Annotated in this window: 38 protein-coding genes; 15 read left to right on the top strand and 23 right to left on the bottom strand. The window is 71.3% G+C overall.

Annotation, left to right across the window (positions count from 1 at the left end; translation table 11 throughout):
• Positions 1–174 precede the first annotated feature (174 nt).
• The 5 genes from LX15_RS00190 to LX15_RS00170 form a co-directional block, all read right to left on the bottom strand.
• Positions 175–426, bottom strand: a complete 252-nt coding sequence (locus LX15_RS00190; RefSeq protein WP_308213384.1) for a DUF4235 domain-containing protein — start codon at positions 424–426, stop codon at positions 175–177.
• Between the two features lie 11 nt (positions 427–437).
• Positions 438–1,196, bottom strand: a complete 759-nt coding sequence (locus LX15_RS00185; RefSeq protein ID WP_253667360.1) for a DUF3618 domain-containing protein — start codon at positions 1,194–1,196, stop codon at positions 438–440.
• Positions 1,193–1,606, bottom strand: a complete 414-nt coding sequence (locus LX15_RS00180) for a phage holin family protein (RefSeq protein ID WP_253667359.1) — start codon at positions 1,604–1,606, stop codon at positions 1,193–1,195. Before LX15_RS00180 ends, LX15_RS00185 begins: the two co-directional genes overlap by 4 nt.
• A complete protein-coding gene (locus tag LX15_RS00175) occupies positions 1,603–2,667 on the bottom strand; it encodes a YihY/virulence factor BrkB family protein (RefSeq protein ID WP_372502046.1) in 1,065 nt (354 codons plus the stop codon). The genes LX15_RS00180 and LX15_RS00175 overlap by 4 nt, the downstream gene beginning before the upstream one ends.
• 298 nt (positions 2,668–2,965) lie before the next feature.
• Positions 2,966–3,523, bottom strand: a complete 558-nt coding sequence (locus LX15_RS00170) for a SidA/IucD/PvdA family monooxygenase (RefSeq protein ID WP_253667358.1) — start codon at positions 3,521–3,523, stop codon at positions 2,966–2,968.
• Between the two features lie 402 nt (positions 3,524–3,925).
• Between LX15_RS00170 and LX15_RS00165 the strand changes: the two genes are divergently transcribed.
• Both LX15_RS00165 and LX15_RS00160 read left to right on the top strand, forming a co-directional pair.
• On the top strand, positions 3,926–4,411 hold the full coding sequence (locus LX15_RS00165; protein ID WP_253667357.1) for a rhodanese-like domain-containing protein: 486 nt from the start codon (positions 3,926–3,928) through the stop codon (positions 4,409–4,411).
• Positions 4,412–4,522: 111 nt separating this feature from the next.
• On the top strand, positions 4,523–4,900 hold the full coding sequence (locus tag LX15_RS00160) for a hypothetical protein (RefSeq protein ID WP_253667356.1): 378 nt from the start codon (positions 4,523–4,525) through the stop codon (positions 4,898–4,900).
• 534 nt (positions 4,901–5,434) lie between these two features.
• Here the strand turns inward: LX15_RS00160 and LX15_RS00155 are convergent.
• From LX15_RS00155 to LX15_RS00135, 5 genes are all read right to left on the bottom strand, one after another.
• Positions 5,435–6,010 carry a sigma-70 family RNA polymerase sigma factor gene (locus LX15_RS00155; RefSeq protein WP_253667355.1) on the bottom strand — a complete coding sequence of 192 codons (576 nt, stop codon included), beginning with the start codon at positions 6,008–6,010 and terminating at the stop codon, positions 5,435–5,437.
• 141 nt (positions 6,011–6,151) lie between these two features.
• Entirely contained in the window at positions 6,152–6,880 is a 729-nt protein-coding gene (locus LX15_RS00150) for a zf-HC2 domain-containing protein (protein WP_308213383.1), read from the bottom strand.
• A gap of 432 nt (positions 6,881–7,312) precedes the next feature.
• Positions 7,313–7,639 (bottom strand): DUF1048 domain-containing protein, encoded by a 327-nt coding sequence (locus LX15_RS00145; protein ID WP_253667353.1) that lies wholly within the window; start codon positions 7,637–7,639, stop codon positions 7,313–7,315.
• Position 7,640: 1 nt separating this feature from the next.
• On the bottom strand, positions 7,641–7,997 hold the full coding sequence (locus LX15_RS00140) for a DUF1048 domain-containing protein (protein ID WP_253667352.1): 357 nt from the start codon (positions 7,995–7,997) through the stop codon (positions 7,641–7,643).
• Positions 7,994–8,320: a PadR family transcriptional regulator gene (locus LX15_RS00135; RefSeq protein ID WP_253667351.1), complete on the bottom strand. Its 327-nt coding sequence runs from the start codon at positions 8,318–8,320 to the stop codon at positions 7,994–7,996. Before LX15_RS00135 ends, LX15_RS00140 begins: the two co-directional genes overlap by 4 nt.
• 317 nt (positions 8,321–8,637) lie before the next feature.
• Here LX15_RS00135 and LX15_RS00130 point away from each other — a divergent pair, with 317 nt between their 5' ends.
• On the top strand, positions 8,638–9,381 hold the full coding sequence (locus LX15_RS00130; protein WP_253667350.1) for a DJ-1/PfpI family protein: 744 nt from the start codon (positions 8,638–8,640) through the stop codon (positions 9,379–9,381).
• A gap of 27 nt (positions 9,382–9,408) precedes the next feature.
• Here LX15_RS00130 and cobF read toward each other — a convergent pair whose 3' ends face one another.
• The 4 genes from cobF to LX15_RS00110 all read right to left on the bottom strand — a co-directional run bounded on the left by cobF (position 9,409) and on the right by LX15_RS00110 (position 13,565).
• Positions 9,409–10,185 (bottom strand): precorrin-6A synthase (deacetylating), encoded by a 777-nt coding sequence (gene cobF, locus LX15_RS00125; RefSeq protein ID WP_253667349.1) that lies wholly within the window; start codon positions 10,183–10,185, stop codon positions 9,409–9,411.
• A 268-nt stretch (positions 10,186–10,453) separates the two neighbouring features.
• Positions 10,454–10,633, bottom strand: a complete 180-nt coding sequence (locus LX15_RS00120) for a hypothetical protein (protein WP_253667348.1) — start codon at positions 10,631–10,633, stop codon at positions 10,454–10,456.
• A gap of 260 nt (positions 10,634–10,893) precedes the next feature.
• A complete protein-coding gene (locus tag LX15_RS00115; protein ID WP_253667347.1) occupies positions 10,894–12,258 on the bottom strand; it encodes a P1 family peptidase in 1,365 nt (454 codons plus the stop codon).
• Positions 12,259–12,713: 455 nt separating this feature from the next.
• Positions 12,714–13,565: a helix-turn-helix transcriptional regulator gene (locus LX15_RS00110; RefSeq protein WP_253667346.1), complete on the bottom strand. Its 852-nt coding sequence runs from the start codon at positions 13,563–13,565 to the stop codon at positions 12,714–12,716.
• Between the two features lie 101 nt (positions 13,566–13,666).
• On the opposite strand from LX15_RS00110, the gene LX15_RS00105 reads away from it, so the two are divergent.
• From LX15_RS00105 to LX15_RS00090, 4 genes are all read left to right on the top strand, one after another.
• Positions 13,667–14,581, top strand: a complete 915-nt coding sequence (locus tag LX15_RS00105) for an MBL fold metallo-hydrolase (protein ID WP_253667345.1) — start codon at positions 13,667–13,669, stop codon at positions 14,579–14,581.
• A gap of 15 nt (positions 14,582–14,596) precedes the next feature.
• Positions 14,597–16,069 (top strand): carboxylesterase/lipase family protein, encoded by a 1,473-nt coding sequence (locus LX15_RS00100; protein ID WP_372502043.1) that lies wholly within the window; start codon positions 14,597–14,599, stop codon positions 16,067–16,069.
• A 229-nt stretch (positions 16,070–16,298) separates the two neighbouring features.
• Positions 16,299–16,739 (top strand): DUF6010 family protein, encoded by a 441-nt coding sequence (locus LX15_RS00095; protein ID WP_253667343.1) that lies wholly within the window; start codon positions 16,299–16,301, stop codon positions 16,737–16,739.
• A gap of 83 nt (positions 16,740–16,822) precedes the next feature.
• On the top strand, positions 16,823–17,080 hold the full coding sequence (locus tag LX15_RS00090) for an SDR family NAD(P)-dependent oxidoreductase (protein ID WP_253667342.1): 258 nt from the start codon (positions 16,823–16,825) through the stop codon (positions 17,078–17,080).
• A gap of 38 nt (positions 17,081–17,118) precedes the next feature.
• On the opposite strand, the gene LX15_RS00085 is transcribed toward LX15_RS00090, so the two are convergent.
• Positions 17,119–17,853 (bottom strand): hypothetical protein, encoded by a 735-nt coding sequence (locus tag LX15_RS00085; RefSeq protein WP_253667341.1) that lies wholly within the window; start codon positions 17,851–17,853, stop codon positions 17,119–17,121.
• A 103-nt stretch (positions 17,854–17,956) separates the two neighbouring features.
• Between LX15_RS00085 and LX15_RS00080 the strand changes: the two genes are divergently transcribed.
• A complete protein-coding gene (locus tag LX15_RS00080; RefSeq protein ID WP_253667340.1) occupies positions 17,957–18,658 on the top strand; it encodes a TetR/AcrR family transcriptional regulator in 702 nt (233 codons plus the stop codon).
• A gap of 24 nt (positions 18,659–18,682) precedes the next feature.
• Here the strand turns inward: LX15_RS00080 and LX15_RS00075 are convergent, their stop codons facing one another.
• A complete protein-coding gene (locus tag LX15_RS00075) occupies positions 18,683–19,267 on the bottom strand; it encodes a TetR/AcrR family transcriptional regulator (protein WP_253667339.1) in 585 nt (194 codons plus the stop codon).
• Between the two features lie 86 nt (positions 19,268–19,353).
• Here LX15_RS00075 and LX15_RS00070 point away from each other — a divergent pair, with 86 nt between their 5' ends.
• Entirely contained in the window at positions 19,354–19,797 is a 444-nt protein-coding gene (locus LX15_RS00070; RefSeq protein WP_253667338.1) for a DUF4345 domain-containing protein, read from the top strand.
• Between the two features lie 271 nt (positions 19,798–20,068).
• On the opposite strand, the gene LX15_RS00065 is transcribed toward LX15_RS00070, so the two are convergent.
• From LX15_RS00065 to LX15_RS00035, 7 genes are all read right to left on the bottom strand, one after another.
• Positions 20,069–20,278, bottom strand: a complete 210-nt coding sequence (locus LX15_RS00065) for a helix-turn-helix domain-containing protein (protein WP_253667646.1) — start codon at positions 20,276–20,278, stop codon at positions 20,069–20,071.
• Positions 20,279–20,280: 2 nt separating this feature from the next.
• Positions 20,281–20,469 carry a hypothetical protein gene (locus tag LX15_RS00060; protein ID WP_253667337.1) on the bottom strand — a complete coding sequence of 63 codons (189 nt, stop codon included), beginning with the start codon at positions 20,467–20,469 and terminating at the stop codon, positions 20,281–20,283.
• Positions 20,466–20,687 carry a hypothetical protein gene (locus LX15_RS00055; RefSeq protein ID WP_253667336.1) on the bottom strand — a complete coding sequence of 74 codons (222 nt, stop codon included), beginning with the start codon at positions 20,685–20,687 and terminating at the stop codon, positions 20,466–20,468. The genes LX15_RS00060 and LX15_RS00055 overlap by 4 nt, the downstream gene beginning before the upstream one ends.
• 113 nt (positions 20,688–20,800) lie before the next feature.
• The gene (locus LX15_RS00050) at positions 20,801–21,064 is read right to left on the bottom strand and encodes a hypothetical protein (RefSeq protein ID WP_253667335.1); all 264 of its coding nucleotides are present in this window, start codon (positions 21,062–21,064) and stop codon (positions 20,801–20,803) included.
• Positions 21,065–21,097: 33 nt separating this feature from the next.
• Positions 21,098–21,424: a hypothetical protein gene (locus LX15_RS32100; RefSeq protein ID WP_301303775.1), complete on the bottom strand. Its 327-nt coding sequence runs from the start codon at positions 21,422–21,424 to the stop codon at positions 21,098–21,100.
• A gap of 165 nt (positions 21,425–21,589) precedes the next feature.
• Positions 21,590–21,961, bottom strand: a complete 372-nt coding sequence (locus tag LX15_RS00040) for a hypothetical protein (protein ID WP_253667334.1) — start codon at positions 21,959–21,961, stop codon at positions 21,590–21,592.
• Positions 21,962–21,963: 2 nt separating this feature from the next.
• The gene (locus LX15_RS00035) at positions 21,964–22,311 is read right to left on the bottom strand and encodes a hypothetical protein (protein WP_253667333.1); all 348 of its coding nucleotides are present in this window, start codon (positions 22,309–22,311) and stop codon (positions 21,964–21,966) included.
• A gap of 230 nt (positions 22,312–22,541) precedes the next feature.
• On the opposite strand from LX15_RS00035, the gene LX15_RS00030 reads away from it, so the two are divergent.
• The 6 genes from LX15_RS00030 (at position 22,542) to LX15_RS00005 (ending at position 25,493) form a co-directional block, all read left to right on the top strand.
• Complete coding sequence (locus LX15_RS00030) at positions 22,542–23,399, top strand: helix-turn-helix domain-containing protein (protein WP_253667332.1); 858 nt, start codon at positions 22,542–22,544, stop codon at positions 23,397–23,399.
• A 24-nt stretch (positions 23,400–23,423) separates the two neighbouring features.
• The gene (locus LX15_RS00025; RefSeq protein ID WP_253667331.1) at positions 23,424–23,633 is read left to right on the top strand and encodes a DUF397 domain-containing protein; all 210 of its coding nucleotides are present in this window, start codon (positions 23,424–23,426) and stop codon (positions 23,631–23,633) included.
• Between the two features lie 173 nt (positions 23,634–23,806).
• Positions 23,807–24,016 carry a DUF397 domain-containing protein gene (locus LX15_RS00020; RefSeq protein ID WP_191892532.1) on the top strand — a complete coding sequence of 70 codons (210 nt, stop codon included), beginning with the start codon at positions 23,807–23,809 and terminating at the stop codon, positions 24,014–24,016.
• Between the two features lie 126 nt (positions 24,017–24,142).
• A complete protein-coding gene (locus tag LX15_RS00015; RefSeq protein ID WP_253667330.1) occupies positions 24,143–24,349 on the top strand; it encodes a DUF397 domain-containing protein in 207 nt (68 codons plus the stop codon).
• Positions 24,350–24,469: 120 nt separating this feature from the next.
• On the top strand, positions 24,470–24,679 hold the full coding sequence (locus tag LX15_RS00010; protein ID WP_253667329.1) for a DUF397 domain-containing protein: 210 nt from the start codon (positions 24,470–24,472) through the stop codon (positions 24,677–24,679).
• Between the two features lie 343 nt (positions 24,680–25,022).
• Positions 25,023–25,493: an Imm1 family immunity protein gene (locus LX15_RS00005; protein ID WP_253667328.1), complete on the top strand. Its 471-nt coding sequence runs from the start codon at positions 25,023–25,025 to the stop codon at positions 25,491–25,493.
• Positions 25,494–25,670: the final 177 nt, after the last annotated feature.

Raw genomic sequence — 25,670 nt, 5'->3', positions numbered from 1 at the left:
GGCGAGCCGACGGAGGCGGCCGGAGCGCGGCCAGCGCAGCCGGAGAGAGGGGGTTGGCTGGGCTGGTCACGCCCCGGCCGGCCGGGTCGCCGAGGGCGTCCAGTGCGCGATCGACGGGGGCGACGCCCACGCCGACCCACCTGGCGGAGGCCGGGGAGCCTCGGCGGCGACCGGTCAGTCGTCGGGCCAGGTCCCGGTGAGGCGGTGGAAGGCGGCGGCCCCACCCCGGTCGATCGCGGCCTTGACCAAGCCGAAGATCGCGCCCTGGATCGCGGCGGACGCCAGGACCTGGCCCCAGGTGGCGCGCCGCGCGGTCGCCCTCGGGGCTTCCCCTCGGCCGGCGACGCGCTTCCACACCTGGGCGAAGACCGCGTCGCCGGCGAGGCCGCCGAGCACGCCGAGGAGGACGCCCAACGGCTTGTACACCGCCCTCACCGTCACCGCCGCCTCAGCATCCGCCACAGGACCAGGAGGGCGACGACGCCGGCCACCACCGCGACCGGGAGGGGGCGTTGCCGGGCGGTGGCGGCCAGGCGCTGCCCGCGCTCGGCCACCGGCTCCGGCACCTTCGCCGCGGCCTGGTGAATCAGGTGCTGCGTCTGGTGCCGCAGGTTCTCGGTCGAGTGCCGGACCGTGTCGGCGGCCTCCCTGGCCTTGTCCCTGGCCTGGTGGGACAGCTCGCTCGCGGTGCTCCGCACCGTCTCGCCGGTGTCGTGGAGCTTCTCCCTGGTCTGCGCGGACACGTCGAGCTTGTGGGCCAGCTCCTGCACGGTCTCGCCCAGCTCCGCCCTCGTGCGGTCCCGGTCGCGACGCAGGCCCTCGGGGTCGGTGGGGACGTCGTCGCCGTGAGCCTTGTGCCCGTGCGTCGGGTTCCCGTGCGTCGGGTTCCCGTGCGTCGGGTTCCCGTGCGTCGGGTTGCCAGGAGACGCATTGCTGGAGGGCGTGCTCCCGGGCGTCGGGTTGCCGGGAGTGGGGTTCCCGGGGGGCGTGTTCGCGGGCGTGGCGGGCGGCCTCTGGGACGTCGGCCCCGCCGCCGTCGGCCCCGGCACCGTCGGCCCCGTCGTCGTGGGTCCCGTCGCCGGTGGCTTCTGCGCCGTCGGTTCCTGCGCCCGCGCGGGGACGGCGGCGCCGCCGCCCTGGTTCTTCGGGGTCCTCGCTCCGTTGTGCTGGGTGTTCTTCCGGTGTGCCGTGCTCATCGGCGCGCCCTTTCCTTGATCGTCTCGACGTCCTGCCTCAGTCCCGTGACCGCCTCCTCGGGCACCGGCGGCCCCGCCCTGCGCACCTGCTGCCGCGCGGACAGCCCGAGCACCGCCCCGACCAGCAGCAGGACGACGCCCACGACCAGTGCCGCCACCCACGCGGGCATCACCAGGGCCAACACCAGCACGAGCGCGGCGACCAGGGCCGCGCCGCCGTACCAGGCGAGCACCGCGGCGGCGCCGGCCAGCCCGGCGCCCGCGCCCAGCCGCCTGCCCTTGCCGCGCAGCTCGACCGCGGCCAGTCGCATCTCGTCGCGCACCAGCCGGCGGATCTGGTCGGTCAGGTCGGAAACCAGCTCGGCGACTGACCGGGACTCCGCCGGCCGTGCGGCGGTCCTGTGGGTCATCGCGACTCCTCCTTCCCCCTGTGCGGTGCGTTCTGCGCGGGGATGTCGGGGATCCTCTCCGGGGTCGCCGGGGGCGGGTCGTCCATCGCGCGCGTGTCGCGGGGCGGCAGGAAGGGTTCCCACTCGGGCGGGTGGCCCTCCTCGATCCGTTCGCCCCTGGCCAGCTCGGCGTTCAGCTCCGCGCCCAGCAGCACCGCGATGTTGGAGATCCACAGCCAGACCAGGAAGACGACGACCCCGGCCAGCGAGCCGTAGATCTTGTTGTACGAGCCGAAGTGCGCGGCGTAGAACGCGAACCCGGCCGAGGCGGCCACCCACACGACGACGGCGAGGACTCCCCCGGGGCTCAGCCACCGGAACCCCGGCTGACGCGCGTTGGGGGCGGCCCAGTAGAGCAACGCGAACGCCAGGCTGGCCAGCGCGGCCATCACCGGCCACTTCGCGACGTCCCACACCAGCACCGCGGTCGAGCCGAGCCCCCACCACTCCCCGACGCGCTCCGCGACCCCGCCGGTCGCCACCACGCCGACGGCGCACAGCCCCAGCGACAGCAGGAGCGCGAGGGTGAGGCCGATCCGCAGCGGGACGGTCTTCCACACCGGCCGGCCCTCGTCCATCTCGTAGATCGCGTTGGACGCCCGGATGAACGCCCCGAGGTAGCCGGAGCCGGTCCACACGGCCCCGACGAGGCCGACCACGGCCATCGGCCCCGCCACGCCCCCGGTCCCCTGGACCTCGTGGAGCACGCGGACCAGCACCTCGGTCCCCGCGCCCGGCCCCATGTCCTTCGCCGAGTCGGCGAGCGACTGGAGCGCCGAGGACCCCGTCATGCCCAGCACGGCCGTCAGGACGACCAGGCAGGGGAAGATCGACAGCACGCCGTAGTAGGTCAGGGCCGCGGCCCAGTCGGTGAGGTCGTCCTCCCTGAACTCCGCCACGGTGCGTCGGAGCACCGCCCACCAGGAGCGACGCGGCAGGTCGGTCGGGCCTTCCGGCCTCGACCTCGCCGGCGGGGCGGCCGTCGTCCCCGCCGCGCCCTCGGGTTGGGGATGTCTCGACACGCGGGTCACCTCCCGCCGGGGCCGTCCGGTCCCGATCGGGTTATCCCCTCGTGCGCGGCAACAAACTCGGGTGCGCCGAGCCTGCCCCGAACAGGCGCGCCCGTTCTCCGGGCAGCGCTCGGCCCGCCGGGTGGTGGGTGCTGGACGTACCCCAGTCACCACCCGCCCGCGTGAAGCGGTGCCATCTGGTGACGAGCTGTCACGGTGGCGTGCCAACGGACACCCAGCGTGGCCGCTCCCCCACCACGGCGGGCCGAAGGATCACGGGCCGGGTGGCGGTCGTGGTGGGGGCGGGTGGTCAGACAACCACGATGTCGAGCCTGCGGTCGAGGTCCTCGGCGACGCGTTCGATCCGGTCGATGTCGGCCGGTCCCCGGTACGCCCCGGCGATGGCCAGTGAGCCGGCGAACTGGTACCAGCCCTCTGGCGGCTTGCGCAGCACCGCCCCTGGCTTCGCGGCGGTGAGGTAGGAGCGGAAGTACGGCGAGTGCGCGACCTCCCCCGCGTTGTTCCGCATCAGAATCCCGTACCGGTACGCGTACTTGATGCACGTCGTCATCCGGGGTTCGCTGCGCGGCAGCTCCCCCGCCCAGACCTGGTCCTCCAACGCCGGGTCCGTCCCCGCGAGGGCCGCCTTGAGCAACGGGGGTACCGCTCCTGGTGCGGGCCGGGCCCCAGGTCGCCGGAAGCCGGTGGCCAGCACGACCACGTCAACCTCGTCGCGCATGGACTGTCCTGTGTGGACTTCCCTGATCTCCAGCCGCACGGCGTCCTCGTCGGCCTCCACCGCCGTGACGAGGCTGTTGCCCCGCACGAAGACGCGCTGTGCGTCGTCCAACCGCTGCTCGTAGATCATCCTCTTCGGTCCGTGGATGGAAGAGGACAGCGGGGAACGCGTGACAGGCGGCCGATCCGGTGGTCACGCTGTCCCGCGTCCGGGCGCCCCCGGGCGCGCTCGCCGGTCCACGGCGGGAGGCGTCGGCCGGGCCGCGTTCGTTCGGTTTCGGCGCCGTCCAGGGTCGTCCGGTGTCGTCCAGGGTCGTCCGGTGCCGTTCGGGGGACGCCGTCGCTTGCTACTTTGGCGACGGGATGAGGAACGTCCGGCCCACGCGACGCACGGGTCAGGGCCGGACGAGGCTGGGGAACCCGTCGCCGACGCCGGGAACGCACCCGAACGACCGCCGAACGGTCTCCGGACGACACTCGACGAACAGAACACCAACCACCGCAGTCGCGCGCATTGGAATGGAGCCACCCCGTGACGTCTTCCCCGCAGGCGACGCCGGAGTCCAAGGTCGGCAGGGTGCCGGCCGCGGACCCCGCGGTCGCCGAGGCGCACTTCTACACCCGTCGCACGTTCGAGGCCGACGTCTCCGACGTCCACGCCGACATCGAGGCGGGAGTGGCCGACTTCGTCCTCGTCGACACCCGGAGCGAGGAGGCGTGGAACCAGGGCCACGTCCCCCAGGCGATCCACCTGCCGACCGACGACATCCCCGAGCGCGCCGAGGTGCTGGTCGACAGGTCGAAGCTCGTGGTCACCTACTGCTGGGGCCCTGGCTGCAACGGCGCGGTGCGCGCCGCGCACGCCTTCGCCAAGCTCGGCTACCGGGTCAAGGAGATGCTCGGCGGCTACGAGTACTGGGTGCGGGAGGGTTTCGCGGTCGAGGACGCCTCGGGGGTGCGCCGCGCGCCGGTCGACCCGCTGACCGCGCCGGGCAAGGGCATCGCCTGCGCGTGTTGACCACGCTTTCCCGTCGCTGAGCGGGAACGGGCGAGAAGGGAACGGGCGCCTGCGCCGACGACGGTCGTCGTTGGCGCAGGCGCCCGCTGTTACGACGGGGACTTCCGGCGGATGTCCGGGCAGGGCGAGATCATTCAGGCCGCGGACCGGGCGGGGTTCGGCGCGTTGTGGCTGCGGGACGTTCCCTTGCAGGTCGACGCGAACGCCGACGGATGGCTGGTCTACCCGGGGCCGACCGCGGTGGCCGAGGGTCCCCGAGCGCTGGGCGAGAAGATCGCGCGATGGCGCGACCTGGTGCCCGACGGCGAGTTCAGGCCGGCGGCGACGAACGAGTGGATCGACCTGGTCGAGGTCCTCGGCGACGCGTTCGATCCGGTCGATGTCGGCCGGTCCCCGGTACGGCCCGAGTCCGCTGCGCACTCCGGCGACCCCCAGTTCCGAAATTTCAGACGAAACATCGTCCAAAAGAGCATTGCGCCACCCAAATGACGGGGCCCATCCTCGGCCGATACGGAACATCAGGACGGCAGGGTAATCGCCGGAACCGGAACTCGTGTTGGGACAGGAAGGGAACAACCGATGGGGAAAGCACCTCCGCCACCGCCCGAGAAAAGGATGTGCCCAAAGTGCCATGGTCAGCGGACGTGACGGCATGTTGCCGTTCAGGACCGCGTGCCACCGGTGCCGCCGCTTTGTCGCCACCTTCGAAGTAAACGAGGGGACAGGCAAGCTGACGCGGAGCTATCAGCACCTCGTCGGGGACGGGCGCGTGCTCCGTAGGGTGCACCACCCGGACAGTTTCGACACCGGCGAGGAAGATGAGGCGGTCCTTGAGGAGGAGTGCCCGCAGTGCGGGGGTACGGGGTGGCTCGACGGGTTCATCCCCCCCGTCTGACCGAGACTCGCACACGCCGGGCGCGACTGATGTGCGGGCCACAGCGTTCCGGGATCGGCGGCCCGAATGTCGCGCCGGCGGCGTGCTGGTGGGGTGGGGCCGAGCACGCCGCGTGACGCGCTGGTGGTTCACATCGCCAGGCGCGGCCCGCCCGGCCCGACGTCCTGGCGGACGAGGGCCACGAGTTCCTCCCGCGCCCTGGCGACACGGGAGCGGATCGTCCCCACTGGACAGCCACACACCTCGGCCGCCTCGGCGTAGGACAGGCCGAGTGTCTGGGTGAGCACGAACGCCTCGTGGCGCTCGGGGTCCAGCGCGCCGACCAACGCGCGGAGCGCGACGTACTCCTCGAACCTGCTCGCGCCGGCGGGCGTGGACTGCTCCGCGGCGTGCTGCCAGTCGGGGACGTCCGCCTGCCGGGGCCGCACCCGCACGGCGCGGATGTGGTCGGCGGCGACGCGGCGGGCGATGGACAGCAACCACGCCCTGGCCGAGCACCGGCCCTCGAACCGGGCGAGGCCGCGCAGGGCGCGCGCGTAGGTCTCCTGGGCCAGGTCCTCGGCGAGCTGGTTGTCGGTCAGGTGTGCGACGAACCGCCACACGTCGTGCTGGGTCGCCCTGACGAACCGCTCCAGCGCGGCGCGGTCGCCCCGTCGGGCGGCGAAGGCCCACCCGGTGATCTCGTCGTCGCTCGGTCGTGACATGCCCTCACCCGTGTCCTTCGTCCCGCGCCCCGGTCCGGGGGCGGGCAACCTGATCCGACAGCGCCGGCACGAGCCGGTGACGCCCTGCTCGTGGGCGGCGGGACCGGGCGGGTGTGTCCGTCGGTCCCGATGACGGTGCGCTCATGCGGCGTCGGTCCGGCGCTCCGCCGTGGGCGACAGGTGACGGGCGCCTCGGCCCCGCCCGCCGCCGGAGGGGTCGGTCCCACCCGCCTGGCCGACGTGGTGGTCGCCGTCGTGCCCGGTCGCCGTGGGGCTGCCGGGGATCGGGTGCTGTCGGTGCGCCCGGTGGACGAGGAACAGCAGCACCAGCGCGACCAGCAGGGGCACGTGCGAGATCACGCGCGCGGGCGAGGTGACGCCGGTGATCAGGTCGTGCGCGGAGAACGCGGCGAGGACCGCGAGGAAGGACCCCAGGACCGGGAGCAGGGTGCCGGCCCGTTCGGCGCGTCGGGCGACGACGAGCAGGCCGAGGCCCAGCGCGAGGTTCCAGGCCGCGCCCTCGTTGAAGAGGTGCCCCGCCGACCCTCCGTGTCCGGTGTGCCCGGTCATGCTGCTGAGGAGCTGGGAGATCGCGACCATGAGCTGGAGGAGCGCGACGGCGGCGAGCGCGAGCCTGACGGGGAGCCCGCGCCGGGGGCGGGGCGCGACGGCGACGACCCTGGCGACCAGGTCCGGCACGTCCTCCGCCGCCCGGACCCGGACGGCCCTGGTGAGGGCCTCGGCCTCGACCAGCCAGCGCGTGCAGGGGGCGCAGGCCGCCACGTGCCGGTCGACCTCGGCGGACGGCACGGGTTCCGCCTCGTTGTCCATTCGGGCCGAGAGCGCCTCACGGCAGGTTCCGCAGTCCACGTCGTACAGGTCGTTCGGGGAGGCCTCCCGGTTCCCGCCCCGTCCACTGTGATCTCAACTATCACGGCGAGTGACGACAACCCGACGAACGATCACCGTGTGTCGACGGAACATTCTGCCGTGTCGACCGTCCACAAGTCTTGATCGTCCAGGCGTCCGAGGTGGACGGACAGTGTGGACGCCCCGTGATGTCCACACTGTCGAATCCCACGGGGCGTGCTTCCACTGTCCAGTGAGGCCGCTGGCCGCAGCGAGGCGACCACCCGCCGGCATCGCCCCGCGTCTCGGAGTGGGTGGCGCACGGGAACGGAGGAAGGACCGGTGGCTGCGCCACCGGTCCCCCTCACAACCTCACTGGTCCGGGCTACTCCCACCGGCACGACAATGACGCTTCGACCGGAGGCGAGCACTCGTGCACGGAATCGACGGGTGTCACTTCTCGGCCGTGCCGGATTTCCCGCCGAGGGACTTCTGGTAGATGTCCGCGTAGGTGGGTGAGTCCTTGATCAGGTCGTCGCAGAACGCGGCGACGTCGTCGCCGATGAGTTCCAGGACTCCCTTGCCGGCCGCGGCGCCCTCCTCGAAGAAGTCGACGATCCCGGAGAGCAGGCGCCCGTCAGGAAGGTCGACCGGTCCGACCTTGAAGAGGTACTTCTGGATCTCCTTGTAGACGATCTGGTAATCCTGCGGGAGCGCCCTGACCCGCGCCGTGTGCGCCCGCCACTGCCTCTTGCCCTCGATGATGTCCCGAATGCCCACGTCAGCCCCCCAGCCGGCCCAGTTTCCTCGCGACGTTCCTGTTCAACTGCTCGCGCCACCGGTCGCGGTAGCTCGGGGCGCCCTCTCCGCCGGCCAGCGCCGCGCAGAAGCCCCTGATGTCGTCCCCCAGCACCTCGTCGACGCTCTGCCCGTCTGCCGCCGTCTCCTCAAGCAGCCCCAGCGCGCTGTCGAGGATCGGCGTCAGGTTGCGCCCCGTGAAGCCCGAGTAGGGGGCGAGGTGGACCTTGATCTGTTCCCACGCCGCCCGGTGATCGTCCGGCAACGCCGCGGCCCTGGCCTCGAACCCCTTCCACACCCTGGTGAGATCACTACCTGTGATGGTTTCCCAGAAGCTCATCTCCCGCCCTCCCTGAGCTGGTTGATCCGCGATGAGAGGTAGTCCCATTTCGCCCAGAACGTCGCGAGTTCCTGACGCCCCGCGTCGTTGAGGGCGTAGAACTTGCGCGGCGGCCCCACTTCGGACGGCCGTTTCGTCACCTGGACGAGCCCGTTCTTCTCCAGCCGCAGCAGGATGGTGTAGACCGTGCCCTCGATGACGTCGGTGAAGCCGAGTTCGTTCAGCCGACGCGTGATGGCGTACCCGTAGGTCTCCTCGTTGCCGATGATTTCGAGCACGCAGCCCTCCAGCGTGCCCTTCAGCATCTCTGTCAGGCCGTCCATCGTGGGTTCCCTCCGACCCTCTTGGTACTAAGTAGTACCGAGTACCACTACACGGTATCAAAGAGTAGTAGCCGTGCCGAGAGTGGACGCGTGATACCGCCGAGCACGCCTGACGACGGCGCCCGTCCTCTGTGGAGGCCGTGATCCCCACCACAGACGTGACTCGACGAGAACCGGCGTGACCAGCGGAAACACGGCGGGAGCCAGGGTCGGAACCCCGCGCTCCACGTCCCTCACCGTCGCCGGCGTCGTGGTCCCGGGAACTGGCGGCCCCCGCGGCGCGACCTGTGGGGCAGAACCGAACTGGGGAGGCCATCGTGGAACGTCGCTCGTTCCTGCGCACGTCGGCTCTGTCCGCCGCGGCGCTCGGCACCGCCGGAGCCGCCGGGATCATCGGCGCGACCGGAACCGCGTCCGCATCCGAAACCCCGACCGCGTCCGAAACCCCGTCCCCGTCCGCCGCCAAGCCCCTGCGCGTCCAGATCTTGGTCTACGACGGCGTGGAGGAGCAGGATTTCATCGCGCCCATCGACGTCTTCGGGCTCGCCAAGTCCCTGGGCGGCGCGCTGACGACCACCCTGGTCACGCCGGGGAAACCGGGCATCGTCACCTGCGCCTACGGCACCAGGGTCGAGGTGGCGCAGGGCTGGTCGCCCCACGCCTCCGACGTGCTCGTCGTCCCCGGGGGCGGCTACCGGAAGAAGGACGGTCCCGGCGTCCACCGCCTCATCGCCGACCGGGACTTCCTGCGCCGGCTGGCCTCGGCCCGGACGATGCCCGTCGGGATCTGCACCGGCGTGATGGCGCTGTCCGCCGCCGGCATCACCAAGGGGCGGCCGGCCACCACGCACCACGCCGCGAAGGCCGACCTCGCCGCCCAGGGCGCGCAGGTCATCGACGCCCGCGTCGTGGACGACGGCAACCTGATCACCGCGGGCGGCGTGACGTCCGGCCTCGACCTGGCCCTGTGGGTCGTGGAGCGGTTCCTCGGCGCGCGGCTCGCCCAGAGCGTCGAGACCGTGTTGGAGTACGAGCGCCGGGGCACGGTCTGGCGCCGCTGACGCCGGCCCCGCCGGCGGGGCGGGCGGTCAGTCCGGATCGCCCGCCCCTCGGCGCAGCAGGTAGCTGTCCATGATCCACCCCTTCGCCCGCCGGGCCCGCTCCCGCGCCTCGACGATCCGCTCCGCCACGTCGACCAGCCGGCCGGAGATCAGGATCTCGTCCTCGGTGCCGACGTAGGCGCCCCAACTGATGCGCACCCCGGGGTCGTCGGCGAAGCGCAGGAACGCGTTGTGCGCGTCGAGCATGACCACCACGTCGTCCGCGCCCTCGGGCCATCCCGCCGCGAGGCGCCGCCCCGTGGTGATCTGCACCGCGCCCCCGACCTGGTTGAACGTGGTGCGGTGCCGCGCGGCGAGCGCGGAGACGCTGCTGACGCCGGGCACCACGCGCACGTCGAAGTCCACCCGGCCGCGCGCGAGGACGTCGTCGACGACCGCGATGATGCTGTCGTACAGGGCCGGGTCGCCCCACACGAGGAAGGCGCCGGTCTCCCCCGGCTTCAGGTGCTCGGCGATCATCCGCTCGCACACGTCGGCGCGACGGCTGCGCCAGTCCGCGACCGCGTCGACGTACCGCGCGGCGGCGCGGTCCCGGGGCGGGTCCTCGGCGCGGACCACCCGGTACCCGCCGTCGGGGACGTGGGTGTCCAGGATCGCCTGCCGCAGGTCCGACAGCTCACGGGCCTCGCCGGGCTTGTCCAGGAAGAACACCACGTCGGCCCGGTTGAGCGCGGCCACGCCCTCGACCGTGACATGCCCCGGATCACCCGCACCGATCCCGATCACCTCGACGCGTGCGCGCACGTCACCGCCCCATCCTCGCGTGTAGCCGTGTGGACCCGGTGGTCGCGCCCCGCGCGCCACCCGAGGGGTCAGGATATGCCGGGGCCAGCGAGGCGCGGCCACCGTGTGGTCGGGGCGCACAGCCACCCGCCGACCGCGCGCTCAAGACGCCCTGCGCCCAGCGTCGAACGCGACGAGAACACTCCTGGCGCCCGCTCTCCGTTCTGTCCAAAGTGGACTTAGATGCCCTGCCCCGGCTGACGCCGCAGAGCAGGAACGTCCTGTCGACCTACCTGGCGCCCGCTCCGGTCCTCACCGGGCTCGGCCTCGGGTTCGTCATGCCCCCGACCGCCAGCCTGGTCACCGCCGACGTCCGGCCGCACGACGTCAGCGCGGCCTCGGCGGCCGACAACGCCGCCCAGCAACTCGGGGCGACCCTCGGCACCGCCCTGCTCAACACGGTCGCCACCAGCACCTGCCAGGGAGGACGCCGAGGCGCCCTCCCTCGCGCGACCGAGGTCAGGGAGGGCGCGGTGAGCCGTCGGCGGTTCGTTCGAGGGCGGAGTGTGACCATCCGACCACGGATCGGTGAGGTCGAGGTCGGCGGGCGGAGCTGCTCTTCTCAGCTCCGGGGACGAGGGCGGGGCCGGTGGGAGGGGCAACGCCCTTGCCCACCGGCCCCGTCAGATCCACCGGCTCTGGCAGCGCCCTCTCGGGCGCGTGAAGGGACTAGCTGGGAGAACGGACCGCCCGGCCGGAGACCAGACGACGGAGCGGGCGCAGGGACGCCAGGGCGCCGAACCCGAGGAGAACCAGCAACGCCGGCGCGGCGACGGACAGCAGGCTCGCGCCGCCGCCACCCTCACCGCCCGCAGGCGGCGCCGGCGCGGCCAGGCCGATCTGCTCCGCGCCCTCGGCCGGAGCGTTCGCCGGGGTGTTGCCGGCGCAGGCTCCCGGGAAGGTCTGGCAGTAGGTGGGCCGGCCGGCCACGGGCTTCGCGCGCAGCACGGCGTGCGCCACCGCGCGACTGAACGTGTTGGCTCCGGCCTCCAGCAGCGCGTTGAAGTCCTCCAGACCGACCTCGGAGCCCTTCTTCGTGCTCACGCCGAAGATCGTGTCGCCGTCGGACATCGTGTGCGCGGGGCGGATCGCCCGCGCGAGCCCGCCGTGCGCGACCTGGGCCAGCTTCTGGACCTGGGGCGCGGTCAGCTTGGCGTTGGTGGCGACCACGCCGATCGTCGTGTTCTTGTCCACCTCGGCGCTGGGCTTGTCGGCCGGCTTCGCCGAGGGCACCGTGGCCTTGCAGCCCTCCGGCGGGCGGCGGGTGTCGCCGAACTCGTTCCCGACCTCCAGGTGCAACGAGTACAGCTCGCAGCCCCGCGTCTCGTCGTAGGCCTTGCCGAACGAGTTGACCACGACGAACGACGCCACCGTGATGCCGTTGCCGAGGTTCACGCTCGCGGTCCCCACGCCGCCCTTGAGGCGGATGCCGGGGCCGTCCGTGCCCGCGCCGGTGCCGGCGCCGACGCTGCCCTGTTCGACCGGGCCCGACTTCGCGGCCTTCGCCGCCTCGTAGCCGAACTTCCTGTCCGGCGTGACCTCCAGTTGGCCGGCGAAGTCCGCGCCCTGCTCCAGGTCGTAGATGATCGCGCCAGCGACGCCGGGGAGGGTCTTGCCGTCCGCGTAGACGTGCCCGACCTTCTGCTCCCGCAGGTACTGCACCACGCCGTCGTAGGCGGACAGCCCCGCCCAGCTCCCGCCGGACAGCACCAGCCCGTGGAACGCCGACTGCGAGGTGACCGGGTTGAGCGCGTCGGTGTTGACCGTGCCGGGGACGCCGCCCCGCACGTCGACGCCGACCTGCGCGCCCTCCTTCATCAGCAGCACGCTCGTGCCGGTGACGTTGGTGCGGTCGGTGTACTGGCCCACCTCGATCCCGGCCACGTCGGTGATGGAGTTGGTGGGGCCGGTGGCGGCCTCGGCCGCGCCCGCGTTCGGCGCGGGGAGCACCACGGCCAGCACCGCCGCCGCGGAGACTCCCGCGACCGTGCGCCCCGCGGCCCGCCGCGTGCGTTTCCTGTGTCGTCCCAACACCCGTCTCTCCTTGCCTCGCCCGTCAGGCGCCCCGCGCGGGGGCGCCGGCGCGTCGGAGCGGTCGCGGCGGGGCCTGGTCGTCGGCGTCACGACGACCGGCGACGCGGTGCCACCGCCTGGTTGGACCCGGTCGGGAGCACGGCCGGACTGTCGGACCGCCGGACTGTCGGACCGCCGGGCCGTCGGACTGTCGCTCCGGGATGGTCGCGGCGGACGGGCTGACGTACCGACGTGGTCTGTCACCACTCCGTCGTCCACAGACGAGTGATCACTTCTGTGCGGTCCGGACACGGTGGTCCTTCCGGTGCGGCGCGTGCTCGCGACCAGAATGGACACCGCCGCCACCGGGATCAATCGCGGCACCAACCAACCTAGACGAGAAGCCAGGTTCGGGGGCGTGGCGGCACTGGTACGCCGGTATCGGCCCGACCGTCACACGGGGTGCGAGGCCGCTGTCAGCTCGTGACGGTGAACCGCCCCAGGAGTCTGAGCGTGTCCTGGGAGCTGGAGCCCTGCTCGGCGGTGACGACGAGCACCGACTGTTCTGGCGAGTGCGGCAACGAGAGCGCCTGCTGCGTGACGGTGAGTTCGCCGACCAGGGGGTGTCGGAGCCGGTAGGTCGCTCCCTCGCAGGGTTTGACCCGGTGGTCGCCCCACAGCGCGACGAACTCGGGGCTCTTCACGGACAGCTCCCCGACCAGCGAGGCCAGCAGGGCGTCCTCGGGGTGCCGGCCGGCGATCAGTCGGAGGTTCGCCACGACGCCGCGCGCCTTGCGGTCCCAGTCCACGTACAGGTCCCGGCAGTGCGGGTCGAGGAACAGCATCCTGGCGACGTTCGGTCGGTCGGCGGGCCGCTCGGGGGCCGTCGGGTCGAGGTGGCTGGCGAGCAGGGCGTGCCCGAGGGGGTTCCAGGCCAGCACGTCGGTGCGGCGGCCGAGGACCAGCGTGGGCACGTTCTCCATCGAGCGCACCAGGTCGAGGGTCATGGCGTTGACGCGCTCCGCCGGGGGACGCCGGAGCGGGCGGGGGCGCCGCGACGCGAGTTCCCGCAGGTGCGTGCGCTCGTGGTCGTCCAGGCGCAACGCGCCGGCCAGCGCGTCCAGCACGGCGTCGGAGGCGTTGACCGACTGCCCCTGCTCCAGCCGCGTGTAGTACGAGACGCTGACACCCGCCAGTTGCGCGAGTTCCTCCCGGCGCAGGCCCGTCACGCGCCGTCGCCCCGGCAGCGCGCCCAGGCCAACGTCCTCAGGACGCAGACGCGCGCGCCGCGCCCGCAGGAACTCTCCGAGCTGCCCCGTCACCGTCACGACCCCACTATGCCCGAGGCCGGGGGCGGCGTGCCTGACCCTGCCAGTGGTAGGCACGCCCGAGGCTGGCTCCGGGTCCGGCGAGCGTGCAGGCTGGGCGCATGCAGGAGATCGTGTTGGGTGACGTGAGCGTCACCCGCGTCGTCGAGATCTACGGATCGTCGTTGCCACCCGCCACCTTCTTCCCCGAGGCGCCGGAGGACGCCTGGCGCGAGAACGAGTCCTGGCTGGCGCCGGACTTCCTCGACCCCAGCGCGAACGTCTGCGTCTCCGCGATCCAGACCTGGCTGCTGCGCAGCGAGGGGAGGACGATCCTGGTGGACACCGGGGCCGGCAACCACAAGGAGCGGCCGGACAACCCTCGCTGGCATCGCCTGGACACCGACTTCCTCGGCAACCTCGCCCGGGCGGGCGTGCGACCCGAGGACGTCGACCTGGTGGTCAACACGCATCTGCACGTGGACCACGTGGGCTGGAACACCCGGCTCGACGGCGACACGTGGGTGCCGACCTTCCCCAACGCCACCTACCTGGTGTCCAAGGTGGAGTTCGACTTCTGGAACCCCGCCAACGACAACCGGCCGGGAGGGGTCAGCGGCTGGCAGGCCGTGTTCGAGGACAGCGTGGCCCCGGTGTTCGAGGCGGGGCTGGTCCAGCTCTGGGAGGGCAGCAGCCACACCATCGACCGGAATCTGCGCCTGGACCTCGCTCCGGGGCACACGCCGGGCTCCTCGGTGCTCACGTTGGCGTCGGGTGGCGACAGGGCGCTGTTCGTGGGCGACATGCTGCACAACCCGTTGCAGTTCGTCGAGCCCGACACGAACAGTTGTTTCTGCGAGGACCCCGCGGAAGCCAGGGCGACCCGTCGCCGCGTGCTCGGCGAGGCCAGTGACACCAACGCGCTCGTGCTGCCGGCGCACCTGGGCGGGCACGGAGCCGCCGAGGTCGTGCGGAAGGGCGACAAGTTCGCCATCAAGGAGTGGGCCGCGTTCTCCCGACTCCAGCGCGAACGCTGAGAGCGGACTGTGAGAGTGGACGCTGAGAACAGGAGAAGAGAGACCCAGGTGTCCGATCCGATCGTGACCACCACCGAGGGAGACGTGCGTGGTGGCCTCACAGGAAACGTGCGTCACTTCCTTTCCATCCCCTACGCGGCACCACCGCGGGGCGCCGCCCGGTTCGCCCCGCCGGAGCCGCACGAGCCGTGGTCGGGTGTCCGCGACGCCACCGAGCCAGGGCCGACCGCGCCCCAAGCGCGCAGGAACGGGTTCGGGGCGCTCGACATGACACCGTTCTTCGGCCCCGGCTGGGTCCGTGGCGAGGACTACCTCACCGTTAACGTCTGGTCGCCACGCGACGCGGAGAACTGCCCCGTGATGGTGTTCGTGCACGGCGGCGGTTTCCTGTCCGGCTCCAACCGGGCGGCGTTGTACGACGGCAGCGCCTTCGCCCGGGACGGCGTGGTCCTGGTGACGGTGAACTACCGGCTGGGCATCGCGGGGTTCCTCGATCTGCCCGGCGCGCCGCGCAACCGCGCGATGCTCGACGTCATCGCCGCACTGGACTGGGTGCGGCGCAACATCGCGGCGTTCGGTGGCGACCCCGACAACGTCACGCTGTTCGGCCAGTCCGCCGGCGCGACGATCGTGGGCGCGATCCTCGCCATGCCCGAGGCGGAGGGGCTGTTCCACCGGGCGATCATGCAGAGCGGCAACGGGATGGGCGCGCTCCTCCCGGAACAGGCGGCTCTGGTGACCCGCGCCGCCGCGACCGCGCTCGGTGTCGAGCCGTCGGCGGCCGGTTTCGCCTCCGTTCCCGACGACCGTCTCGTCGAGGTCACGCCCCAGCTCAGCGGGCTGGACCTCCGCGTGGCGGACCGGTTCGACCCGTTGCTGCGGCTCGGCCCGTTCGGTCCCGTGCTGGAGCGGCAGCCCGCCGAGTCCCGCCTGGCGGAGGTGGACCTCCTCGTCGGCTCCAACACCGAGGAGGGGAACCTCTACCTCGCGCCGCAGGGAAACCTGACGACCTCGACCGACGAGGACGTCCGGGAGGTCGCCGGCCGGGCGCACCGCGATCCCGACGCGCTCGTCGCGGCGTACCGGGCCCAGCGGCCCGGCGCCAGCGCGGGCGAGCTGCGCTCGGCGATCATGGGAGACGCGCTGTTCACCGTCGGCACCCGCCGGATGGCCGAGGCGCACGGCCGCGCGCACGTCTACGAGTTCACCTGGCGATCGTCCGCTGTGGACGGTCAGCTCGGGGCGGCGCACGCGGTGGAACTCCCGTTCGTGTTCGACCGCCTCGGCCTCCCGGCGCTGCGCGGTCCGGGGGCGCTGCTCGGCCCGGCCGAACCGCCCGCGTCCCTGGCCAGGGAGATGCACGCGGCGTGGATCTCCTTCGCCCGCACCGGCGATCCCGGCTGGCCCCGGTTCGGGCAGGACCAGCACGTCCGTCGGTTCGGCGTCGTCTCGACCACCACCAGGGCACGCGACCTGCCCGGGTGGTAGCCGGAGCGGGAGCGCGTCCGGTGTGGACGTTCAGACTCGCCGGGTCGAGGTGAGGACGGCCACGGGCTTCTCTCGCCATCACGGACACGCGGGGTTGACGAAACTCCGGGTGGCAAAATTCCGTTGGTGGTTGGCATTCCTGCCACTCCCCCGGACGACGACGGGCTCCTACCGTCGGTGAGGCGATCCCTTCGCGTCACCAGTCCCCGGAGATGACGGAAACCCGACGATGTCCTTCGTAACGACCTACGTCACACCGATTCTGATCGGCCTCCTGTACGCGCTCCTCAACTCCCTCATCCGCGAACCACACCGGCGTCGGTTCAACGCCGTGATGGTTGGCGGGGCCGGGGCCGCCTACCTCAGTGGTGGCGGCCTCGGCGGCTGGGAGTTCGCCTTCACGATCCTCGTCACCTACTGCGCCTTCCGGGGCTTGGAGTCCTGGCGGTTCATCGGGATCGCCTGGCTCCTGCACACCCTCTGGGACGTGGTCCACCACGTGAACGGCCACCCCATCATCCCCTTCGCCGACCTCTCCTCACTGGGCTGCGCGATCTGTGATCCCGTGATCGCCCTGTGGTGCCTGGTCGGCGGCCCCTCGCTCATCGACCTGGCGCGCAACCGGTTCTCCCGACGGCCGGCGCGCACGAGCGACGTCTCCGCCACGTAGCCCTTCCGGCGAGGAACGCGAGAGAAACGCAGGCGTGCCACCGCCACCGACCTCCAGACGAACGGTCCGACCGGCCTGTGGCGGTGGTGTTCGCCCACATCGGCAACCCGTTGTTCGCCCGGAACCCCGACCAGGGCGCGTTGCCACAGCTCAACGCCGCGACCGACCCGACTGTCCGAAGTGGACATCTCATCGGTCCGGACGTCGTGGCCGAGCCGCGCGGCACGCCGACGCGGGTGGAGTTGTCAGCGGCGGCGGCCAGTCCGGAGACCGGCCGCCGCCTGTGGGCGTTGTCGGAGAAGATGACTGGCGTGCGGCTCACGATCCCAACCCCTGCCTGAACCGCCCGGGGCCGGGCCGCTCGCACGAACGGCGCGCCTCAGCGGTTGGCTGGCGTGCCGCCGCCCGGGCGGACCAGGGCGATCAGGGTGCCGACGGTGACCCGGGGCGGCCGCTGGAGGTCACGCTCGGGGCGGAGCACCGGGCGGACCAGCAGCCAGACGACGAGACCGAGCACGTACCCGTAGACCACGACCAGGCCGTGGGCGTTGCCCTGGGCGAACCACAGCGCGAGACCGAACACGGGCGCGGCCAGGGACAGCAACCGCTCCTTGGCGTCGCGGCCGCGCAGGAGCAGGACGGCCGCGGTGGTCGCGCCGAGGAAGTAGGTCGCGCCGGAGCTGCCGGCGAAGTTGCGCGGGTCCGTGCTGACGCTGGCCATCCCGAACAGCGTGTCCACGAGGTTGGGCAGCAGCGCGCCGGCGGCGAACAGGCCGAGCATCAGCGGCGCGCCCCAGAACCACTCGGCGAGGGACGCGATCACGGCGATCGTGGCGATGTTCCACGCCGTGCCGCCGACGCCGCCGTTCTGCATCAGCACGGAGGTGATCGGCCGCCACCAGCCGGTCCTGCTCGGGTCGGCGTCGAGCGCGTCCATGGCTCCGGCCCACACCAGTTGGGTCACCACCCCGGCCAGCACCACCGCCGTCAGGGCGACCGCGGCCCAGGGGACGCGGCGGCTGGGCACCGTGTCCGCCCCGACCAGGGTCCGCCCGCCGACGAACAGCAGCACCAGCAGTGCCGCCGTGGTCAGGTTGAACAGCAGCGCGTCCATCGCCACACCCCGTTTTGAACAGTGTTTGAAAGCGTCGGGCATGACAGTAGCCGCCGCGACCGCGAGATTCAAACGGTGTTTGAAAGTGGGTAGGGTGAGGGCCGTGAAGCTGACCACGGAGCTGATCGTCGACGCGGGGATGGCCGTGTTCGCCGAGGTCGGGTACCAGGGGCTGTCCATGCGCGAGGTCGCAAGGCGACTCGACGTGCACGCCGGGAGCCTCTACTACCACGTGCGAAACAAGAGCGCCCTGGTCGCGCTGATGGCGGAACGGGTGGCGGGCCTGGCCTACGAGGAGGGCAGCGCCGCGCTGGCCGCCCTCCCGGAGGACGCGGACTGGCAGGACCGCGTCGAGGCCCAGCTCGTGGCGCTGCGCCGGAGCGTGCAGCGCCACCCCGGCGGCGCGGTCCTGCTCGCCGACAGCCCGAAGACCCTCAGCGCGGGCGCGCTGTCGCTGATGGAGCGGCTGCTGCGCACCCTGGCCGACGCCGGGCTGCCCGCCGAGCACCGGATCGTCGCGGCCGACGCGCTGCTCAGCCACGTCACCGGCTTCGTCCTCCAGGAGCAGGGCGAGACGCCCCCGCCCACCATGGACCACGCAGCCGACGTAGCCGACGCAGCCGACGCGGCCGGCGCGGCTGGCGCGGCTGGCGCGGTGCTGGACGATCTCCGCGAACGGTTCCCCCTGACCATGGCCGAGGCGCCCACCTACGACCAGGACGAGAAGTTCCTGCGCGGCGTCCGCCTGTTCTGCGCCGGGGTCAGGGCGCTGGCCGAGGACACCCGACGCCACGTCCGGGCCTGAGCGAGCCGGGCCACCCGCGAGGGATCAGTCGGGGTCGGCGCTCGCCCCCAGGGCTCCCATGAGCGCCCCGACACAGATGTCACGGAGTTGCGCGCGGGAGAACGCCTGGGTGGCCAGCCAGTCCACGCACAGGGCGCGGACGAAGACCATCCAGCTCGTCAGCACGGCCGACACCATCTCCCGGGAGTGGCCGGGGAAGCTGACCGTGTCGAGCAGGCGTCCCCGGAGCGTGGCGCACTCCTCGTCGATGATCGCCTGGATCACGCGGTCCCCCGCGAGGTCCCGGTTCGCCGCGAGCACCGTGTTCCTGTTCGCCACGAAGTAGTCGATGTGCGCGTCGATCGCGTCGGACACCTGGTCGGCCACGGGTGCGGACGGGTCGAACTCCACGTCCGCCACCAGTCGGTCCGCCGCCCGCTGGTAGATCGCGGCGAACAGGTCGCGCTTGCTGGGGAAGTAGCGGTACAGCAGGGCGCGGGAGATGCCGGCCCGCTCGGCGATCTCCTCCATGAACACGTCCTCGTACGGCTTCGCCGCGAACAGCCGCGCTCCGACGTCCAGCAGCTCGGCGCGGCGCTCGGCGGGGTCGAGTCTGCGGCGTTTGGTCACGCCGCCCACGCTAGTTGACAGCTCCCGTCGGCCGACGTAGCTTCGCCGCTTAGTAGATGCGTGTCTACTAGCGGGAGGGGCGGGACATGGCGAGGTTTCTCCGGGGGCTCATGCTGGCCATGGGGGTCGCCTGCGTGCTGATCGGCGCGGCCCACCTCGCTCTCGGCATCGACTCCGTGCCGGGCGAGGGGTGGACCGGCGCGACGGTCGACAGCAGGGAACGGTTCTACAACGCGATCTTCCTCGGGTACGGGCTCGCGTGGATCTGGGCCGCCCGGCGGTCGCCGATCCCGGCGAGCGCGGTGCGGTGGCTCGCCGGGATCTTCCTGCTCGGCGCGGTCGGCCGGCTCCTCTCGATGGTCGTGTACGGCCAGCCCCACTGGTTCCAGGTCGTCCTGACGGTCATCGAGGTGCTCCTGCCACCGGTGTTCTTCTGGCTGGCCACCGCCGACGAGAAGGCAGCGGCCTCGGCGCGGGCGGCGCGCGGTCCCGTCACGCACCAGGCGCGTCCGGTCTCTCCGTCGGCGTAGGCCATGGCGGCGGCCTGGGCGACTCGGCGGAAGAGTTGTGCGGCGCGGCGGAACAGGGGTGGCAGCAGCAGCCAGGCGACGAGTGGTGATCGCGAGGTAGCGGCTGTCCGGCTCATCCCCGCGTGTGCGGGGCCGATTGGACCACCATCGGGTGGGACGAACACATGGTCGAACCATCCCCGCGTGGGCGGGGCCGACACTTCCTGACCTCGCGTGCGTGCGGTAGGGCCGTGGGGGCGGGTGTGTGCGGGGACCGCCAGGGGCACTGGTGTCATCGTCGCCTGCGGGCAGTCCTTCGCCTGTCGCCACCGCGTCCGCGGAGCTGGACTCCGGCCTCGATGAGGATGCGGTGCACGAATCCGTAGGACCGGCCGGTGGATGCGGCCAGGGAACGGATGCTCGCTCCTTTCTCGTACTTCTTCTTCAGGTCGGCGGCCACCTGTTGGCGGAGCCGGCCGGTGATCCGGGCGGCCGGTTGCATCTTCAACGCGTGCTCCTCATGGTCTGCGACTCGTCCCTGCGTTGTCGGCGTTCGTGGTTCCAGCGGCGGAGGTCCCTGCGGACCCGACGGAAGAGTTGGGCGGCCCGGCGGAACACGGGTGGCAGCAGCAGCCAGGACATGATGACGACGTCGACAGCGATCGCGGCCAGGTTGATCACGAACGTGGTCACCGGCCTCGCCTCCACCAGGAGCGACGGGACTGGCCGTGTGTGCGCTGGCTGACGTTGTCCTGTCGGAGTTCGCGCTGGCGGAGTTCGTAGGCCAGTAGCGCCCGGGGTGGGACGGGCAGGACGACCCGGACCCGGCGGCGGCGCAGCGGGGCCATGGAGGCCTCCCACTCCGCCGCCTCCCCCGGGGTGGGGTGGTGCAGGATCCGGAGGTTCGGCATCAGGATCCGAGGGTCCACAGTGGAGGGTTTCCTGCGGAGGATCTTCCAGAGTTTCCGAAGGATTTTCGTGGGGCGTCGCATCAGGGATCGGTGCTTTCAGTGTCAGAGGGGAGTCAGGCGAGGCTGAGGCCGGCGGCGAGGAGGAGCAGCAGGATCAGGAACCAGGTGAGCCGGTGGCGCTCCGGCAGGGGTGGGCCGGGCTGGAAGTGGGAGTCGTCGACCACAGAGACCCCAGGCGGCGGCGAGGGAATGGTGTTGTCCCGGGCGCAGGCGTAGCAGACGACCCTCACGCACTGGTTCCAGTGTTGGAGGCGCAGGGGTGCGGTCAGGGCGATGCTTTCGGCCAGGGCGAGACCGAACTCGCTGGTGGTGAGCACGACAAGGGGCTTTCGGTGCTGGTCGGGTCAGGGTCAGAGGTCGTAGCCGCGTCGGCAGGGTGGGCGGTCCCCGTAGGCGTGCGGGGTGGGTTGCGGGGTGGTGCGTTCGGCGTGGGTGGTGGTGTGTGCGGCGTGGGTGGCCTGCCAGCCGGCGATGACGTGGGCGAGGTGTTGGCATTCCTCGCACCGGGGGAACGGGGTGTCGGGTTGAGGCTCGGTGATGAGGAGGGCGAGGCCGCAGAAGGTGGTGACGGTGATGGGGTGGGGTCGGGTGGTGCGGGGGTAGGCGTGGAGCTGGCCGGCGTGGGCGACCCACGGGAGGCCTGAGGGGATGGGGGGTTGGTGCGTGGTGGTGGTCACGGGAAGCCTCCAGGAGTGGATGGGCCTGGGAGATGAGGAGCGAGATGGGGTGGGGGTGGCGGGGCCGGGACGTGGTCGTCCGGGGGCCGGTCCCCGCCACCCCTGGGGAGGCCCGGCGCGTGGGGTGCGGTCGGGGCGCGTCGCGCTGGGCCGGGCCGGGGCTGGTTAGGGGGTGCGGAGGAGGTAGCTGAGGATCGGTTGGGGTGGGCCGATGCGTTTCTCGGCGATGTCGTCCTCGGGTGGGACGGTGAGGTGCACCTCGCACAACCGCTGGGGGCTGTCGCCCTGCCTGGTGGGGAGGACGTCGACGACGATGATCCAGCGTTGTCCGGCGGGGATGTGGTGTTTGAGGAAGTAGGCGTGGGCGTAGGCGGTGGCGTAGACCTCGGGTCCGCCGGGGACGATGTGCCAGTAGTCGTCGTCCTCGGGCTCGGTGTGTTCGAAACGCAGGACGCGGCGGCCGCGTTCGATGCGGAACAGCCGCACGAGGTGTCGGGTGGAGTTCAACGGCTGCGGGGGGCGCCACTTCACGACCATGGCTAGCCCTCCCGCAGCACGGGCAGGGGTGTGGTGGCCTCCGGGTCGGACCCGTAGGTGGGGGTGGGGCCGAGGCGGTGAAGCCGGTCGAGGGTGCGTTCGATCAGGCGTTGAGTCTCGGCCGAGGCCTCGGTGTTGTCGCTTCTGGCGCGGCGAGTCCGGAGTGGACGGGTCCACTGGTGACGGCGGAGGAGGTCGGAGGCGGGCACACCGCCGCCGTGGGGTCGGAGGGCGTGGCGGGGCAGGGATGGGGGCGTGCCGACGGGTTGGGCCGGCACGGGTCGGGCCATGGCGAAGATCAGGCCGCCGAGGAGTGCTGCAAGACTGCCGCAGGTGACGAGCTGGATCACGGGAAGACCTCCCATGTGCTGCCTGAGGGGGGCGACGGCGCGGAGGCGCTGAGAGTGGACCTGTCTCACCAGCGAAACCCAGGAGGGCTGGAGGGCAGGTGTCCCCTCTCACTGACCGGTGCAACGTTACTCCGTGGAACGTGCATGGAACGATCGTCCAAGTGGGCGAACTCACTACTGTGCTTACCGCTGCCAGGCAAACTGTCGTCGTTCACACGAGGGGAGAGGGCATGACGATCGAGCCAGGGCCAGCGGTGCGTCGCCGGCAGCTTGCACGGGAGCTACGCCAGCTCCGGAGCGCGGCGGGCATCAAGACCTTGGAGCAGGCTGCGGCCCTGACCGGGTTGAGTAGAGCCAGCATCAGTCGAATCGAGAACGGGAAGCAGACGATCCTGCCTCGCACCGTGCGGCTCCTTTGTCAGGCCTACGGGGTCGGCGCTCCGATGCAGGATCACCTGGTGCGGCTCGCGGAGGAGTCCGAGGATCGTGGGTGGTATGCCGCCTATCAGGACACCATGCCTGACTGGTTCGAGCGGTACGTCGCAGAGGAAGGCGATGCTTCAGAGGTCTGGTACTACGAGGCCGAGTTCGTCCCGGGCTTGTTCCAGACCGCCCGATACATCGAGGCCGTCACCCTGGCGTCTCATCCTGAACTCCCAGCTCAAGAGCTTCACAAGCTCATTGCGTTCCGCCTTGAACGCCAGCAGCGCCTGTCGGCAGCCACGCCGCCGAAGATCGATGTCGTCCTGAACGAAGCAGTGATCCGGCGAGTTGTGGGATCGGTCGACCTCATGCGGGAGCAACTGCGCCATCTTGCCGCACTCGCAGAAAGACCCAACATCATTGTCCGGGTGTTGCCATTCGCCGCAGGTGCTCACCCGGCCATGACAGGCTCTTTCGCCATGCTGCATTTCCCTCGTGGAAGCGGCATCACGACCGTCTTCCTTGAGGAAGACAGCGGGGGCTTGTATCCGGATCTTCCTGCCGCAGTCGAGCGATATGGCTGGATCTACCAGCGGTTGCGTGAGCTGGCCCTGCCTCCTCAGGAGACGATCTCCCTGGTCAGTAGGGTGATGGCTGAGCTGTAACCCTACTGACCAGAAGGGGGGCGCATGCCTCACCTGGACCTATCCCATGCATCATGGAGGAAGTCCCGTCGTTCCTCAGGCAACGGCGGCAACTGCGTCGAGGTGGCGTCTGTCGAAGACGTTGCTGCGGTGCGTGACTCCAAGAACCCGTCCGGTCCGGCGCTCGTGTTCGCGCCGGCCGCCTTCACCGCGTTCGTCAACACCGTGAAGCAGGGCCGGCTCGACCTACACTGACCCAGATGTGAACTGACGGCGGGGGCCAGACGCGTTGGCCCCCGCCGCCGTCTTTCAACGTACCGTCTTGGCTCGGTGTCGTCGTCAGGGTTGGTGCGGTCAGGGGACAGACATGCGGTTCGCTGTTAGTAGCCTGGCTTCGGAGCCCCAGTCCTGATGTGAAGGGGAGCGCGATGGTCGAGCTGGACCTGAGTGGCGTGGCCTGGCGTAAGAGCAGTCGCAGCCAGAATGGGTCGGCGAACTGCGTAGAGGTCGCAAACCTGTCCGGCGTGACAGGGGTTCGGGACTCGAAGAACCCCAGCGGTCCGGCGTTGGTGTTCGCGCCGGCTGCGTTCACGGCGTTCATCGGGGCCGTGAAGACCGGTCGGCTCGACCTGAGCTGACTGCGAGTGTGCACCGAGGGCGGGGGCCGACGGTCCCCGCCCTCAGTCGTTTGGCCCCTCGTTCGACAACCTGCCGTGGGGGACCATCGGGTCTGACTCGGGTCGAGGGGAGTAGCGGTGATGTGGATGCCAGCATCTGTGCTGAACGTGAAGTGGCGGAAGTCCAGCCGCTCCACTGGCAACGGCATGCAGTGCGTCGAGGTGGCGTCCGTTGCGGACGTCGCTGCGGTGCGGGATTCGAAGAACCCGACCGGGCCGGCGTTGGTGCTCGCGCCGGCCGCGTTCACGGCGTTCGTCGACTCGGTGAAGGCTGGGCGGCTCGACCTGAGCTGACTGCGAGTGTGCACCGAGGGCGGGGGCCGACGGTCCCCGCCCTCAGTCGTTTGGCCCCTCGTTCGACAACCTGCCGTGGGGCACCATCAGGCCCAACTCGGGTCGAGGGGAGCAGTTGCGATGCGGGAGTCAGCAACTTCAGCAGTCACGAGGTGGCGCAAGTCGAGCAGGAGCCCGAACAACGACAACTGCGTCGAGGTGGCGTCTGTGGCTGAGGTGGCTGCGGTGCGGGATTCGAAGAACCCGGCCGGGCCGGCGTTGGTGTTCGCGCCGGCCGCGTTCACGGCGTTCGTCGACTCGGTGAAGGCTGGGCGGCTCGACCTGAGCTGAGTGCGGTCCGGAGCTGAGGGCGGGGCTGGGCGTTGGTTGACTGCCCGGCCCCGCCTTCCCCGCTTCCGGGAGGAAGGCTGGCTGGCCCAGCTCGCCGGGGTGGTTGGTCAGTGGTCGCGGCCGAGGAGGATGTGCGGGTAGCCACGGTGAACCCGGGGCCCCAGCTCCACTCCGAGGTCGGCGATGACCTTCTCCAGGCGTGCGGCGGAACTGGTGATCAACAACGAGATGTGCCGGGGCCGATGTCCTGTCTCGCGTTGTTGCCGATCTTGCTGTTACCCAGCCAGACGTTGATCGTGCGCGATCCGAAACAGACCCGGGTCTTCCGTGGAAGGACCATCTCGTGAGCTACACCCTTGACGTGTACTACCACCGCGATGACGAGCGGGACTCCGACGAGCCCACCGTCGTCCGCACCAGCGCCGAACTGGACGAGCTGCTGGACTACATCGCCGGGCATGAGCAGCCGAACCCTCCGGTGCTCCACGCCAGGCAACGACCGACGTTCGGTCCCCTCAACCAGCCCGACCATCAACTCAAGATCGACCTCGACGGGGCCGCCCAGGTCGGGGCGATCTCCTTCATGGGCGATGACCCCGACCGCCCCGGCGACGAGCACGCCGGCGCCTGGGTCACCACGACCGACCAGCCCGTGCGGGACGCGCCCGTGTTGTATCTGGACAAGCACGTCCCCGTCGTGTTCCCCGCTGACGCGGTGCTCCCGCTCGACGTGGTCCGTCGGGCGGTTCATGAGTTCAGGAAGACCGGTGAGCGGCCCCGCTGCGTGCGGTGGCAGGAATCAGACGTCTTCTGAGGAGGTGACTCGTCACCCGGCCAACGGCCCGTCGTCCTGCTTCCGAGCGCATCCCACGCCCCTCGAACCGGTGGGGTGAGTGTGGTTCAGCCGGCACCGCGTGATCGACGTCCACGTCGACCACGCGCACTCCCTTCACTGTTGACAACGCGGTCCGGTAGGCGCGCCACAACTGTT

The organism is Streptoalloteichus tenebrarius (assembly GCF_024171885.1).
In the GTDB taxonomy this organism is placed as follows: Bacteria; Actinomycetota; Actinomycetes; order Mycobacteriales; family Pseudonocardiaceae; genus Streptoalloteichus; species Streptoalloteichus tenebrarius.
The sequence above is the reverse complement of the archived record's forward strand: the minus strand, read 5'-3'. Positions and strand labels throughout refer to the sequence as shown.

Bases quoted from the DNA above. Each gene is read 5' to 3' on its own strand.
- LX15_RS00160 (WP_253667356.1), top strand. From the start codon at position 4,523: ATGTCCGGGCAGGGCGAGATCATTCAGGCCGCGGACCGGGCGGGGTTC.
- LX15_RS00170 (WP_253667358.1), bottom strand. From the start codon at position 3,523: ATGATCTACGAGCAGCGGTTGGACGACGCACAGCGCGTCTTCGTGCGG.
- LX15_RS00030 (WP_253667332.1), top strand. From the start codon at position 22,542: ATGACGATCGAGCCAGGGCCAGCGGTGCGTCGCCGGCAGCTTGCACGG.
- LX15_RS00070 (WP_253667338.1), top strand. From the start codon at position 19,354: ATGGCGAGGTTTCTCCGGGGGCTCATGCTGGCCATGGGGGTCGCCTGC.
- LX15_RS00040 (WP_253667334.1), bottom strand. From the start codon at position 21,961: ATGGTCGTGAAGTGGCGCCCCCCGCAGCCGTTGAACTCCACCCGACAC.
- LX15_RS00095 (WP_253667343.1), top strand. From the start codon at position 16,299: ATGTCCTTCGTAACGACCTACGTCACACCGATTCTGATCGGCCTCCTG.
- LX15_RS00185 (WP_253667360.1), bottom strand. From the start codon at position 1,196: ATGAGCACGGCACACCGGAAGAACACCCAGCACAACGGAGCGAGGACC.
- LX15_RS00065 (WP_253667646.1), bottom strand. From the start codon at position 20,278: ATGCAACCGGCCGCCCGGATCACCGGCCGGCTCCGCCAACAGGTGGCC.
- LX15_RS00155 (WP_253667355.1), bottom strand. From the start codon at position 6,010: ATGTCACGACCGAGCGACGACGAGATCACCGGGTGGGCCTTCGCCGCC.
- LX15_RS00180 (WP_253667359.1), bottom strand. From the start codon at position 1,606: ATGACCCACAGGACCGCCGCACGGCCGGCGGAGTCCCGGTCAGTCGCC.
- LX15_RS00025 (WP_253667331.1), top strand. From the start codon at position 23,424: ATGCCTCACCTGGACCTATCCCATGCATCATGGAGGAAGTCCCGTCGT.
- LX15_RS00140 (WP_253667352.1), bottom strand. From the start codon at position 7,997: ATGAGCTTCTGGGAAACCATCACAGGTAGTGATCTCACCAGGGTGTGG.
- LX15_RS00085 (WP_253667341.1), bottom strand. From the start codon at position 17,853: ATGGACGCGCTGCTGTTCAACCTGACCACGGCGGCACTGCTGGTGCTG.
- LX15_RS00055 (WP_253667336.1), bottom strand. From the start codon at position 20,687: ATGCCGAACCTCCGGATCCTGCACCACCCCACCCCGGGGGAGGCGGCG.
- LX15_RS00010 (WP_253667329.1), top strand. From the start codon at position 24,470: ATGCGGGAGTCAGCAACTTCAGCAGTCACGAGGTGGCGCAAGTCGAGC.
- LX15_RS00020 (WP_191892532.1), top strand. From the start codon at position 23,807: ATGGTCGAGCTGGACCTGAGTGGCGTGGCCTGGCGTAAGAGCAGTCGC.
- LX15_RS00135 (WP_253667351.1), bottom strand. From the start codon at position 8,320: ATGGACGGCCTGACAGAGATGCTGAAGGGCACGCTGGAGGGCTGCGTG.
- LX15_RS00015 (WP_253667330.1), top strand. From the start codon at position 24,143: ATGCCAGCATCTGTGCTGAACGTGAAGTGGCGGAAGTCCAGCCGCTCC.
- LX15_RS00105 (WP_253667345.1), top strand. From the start codon at position 13,667: ATGCAGGAGATCGTGTTGGGTGACGTGAGCGTCACCCGCGTCGTCGAG.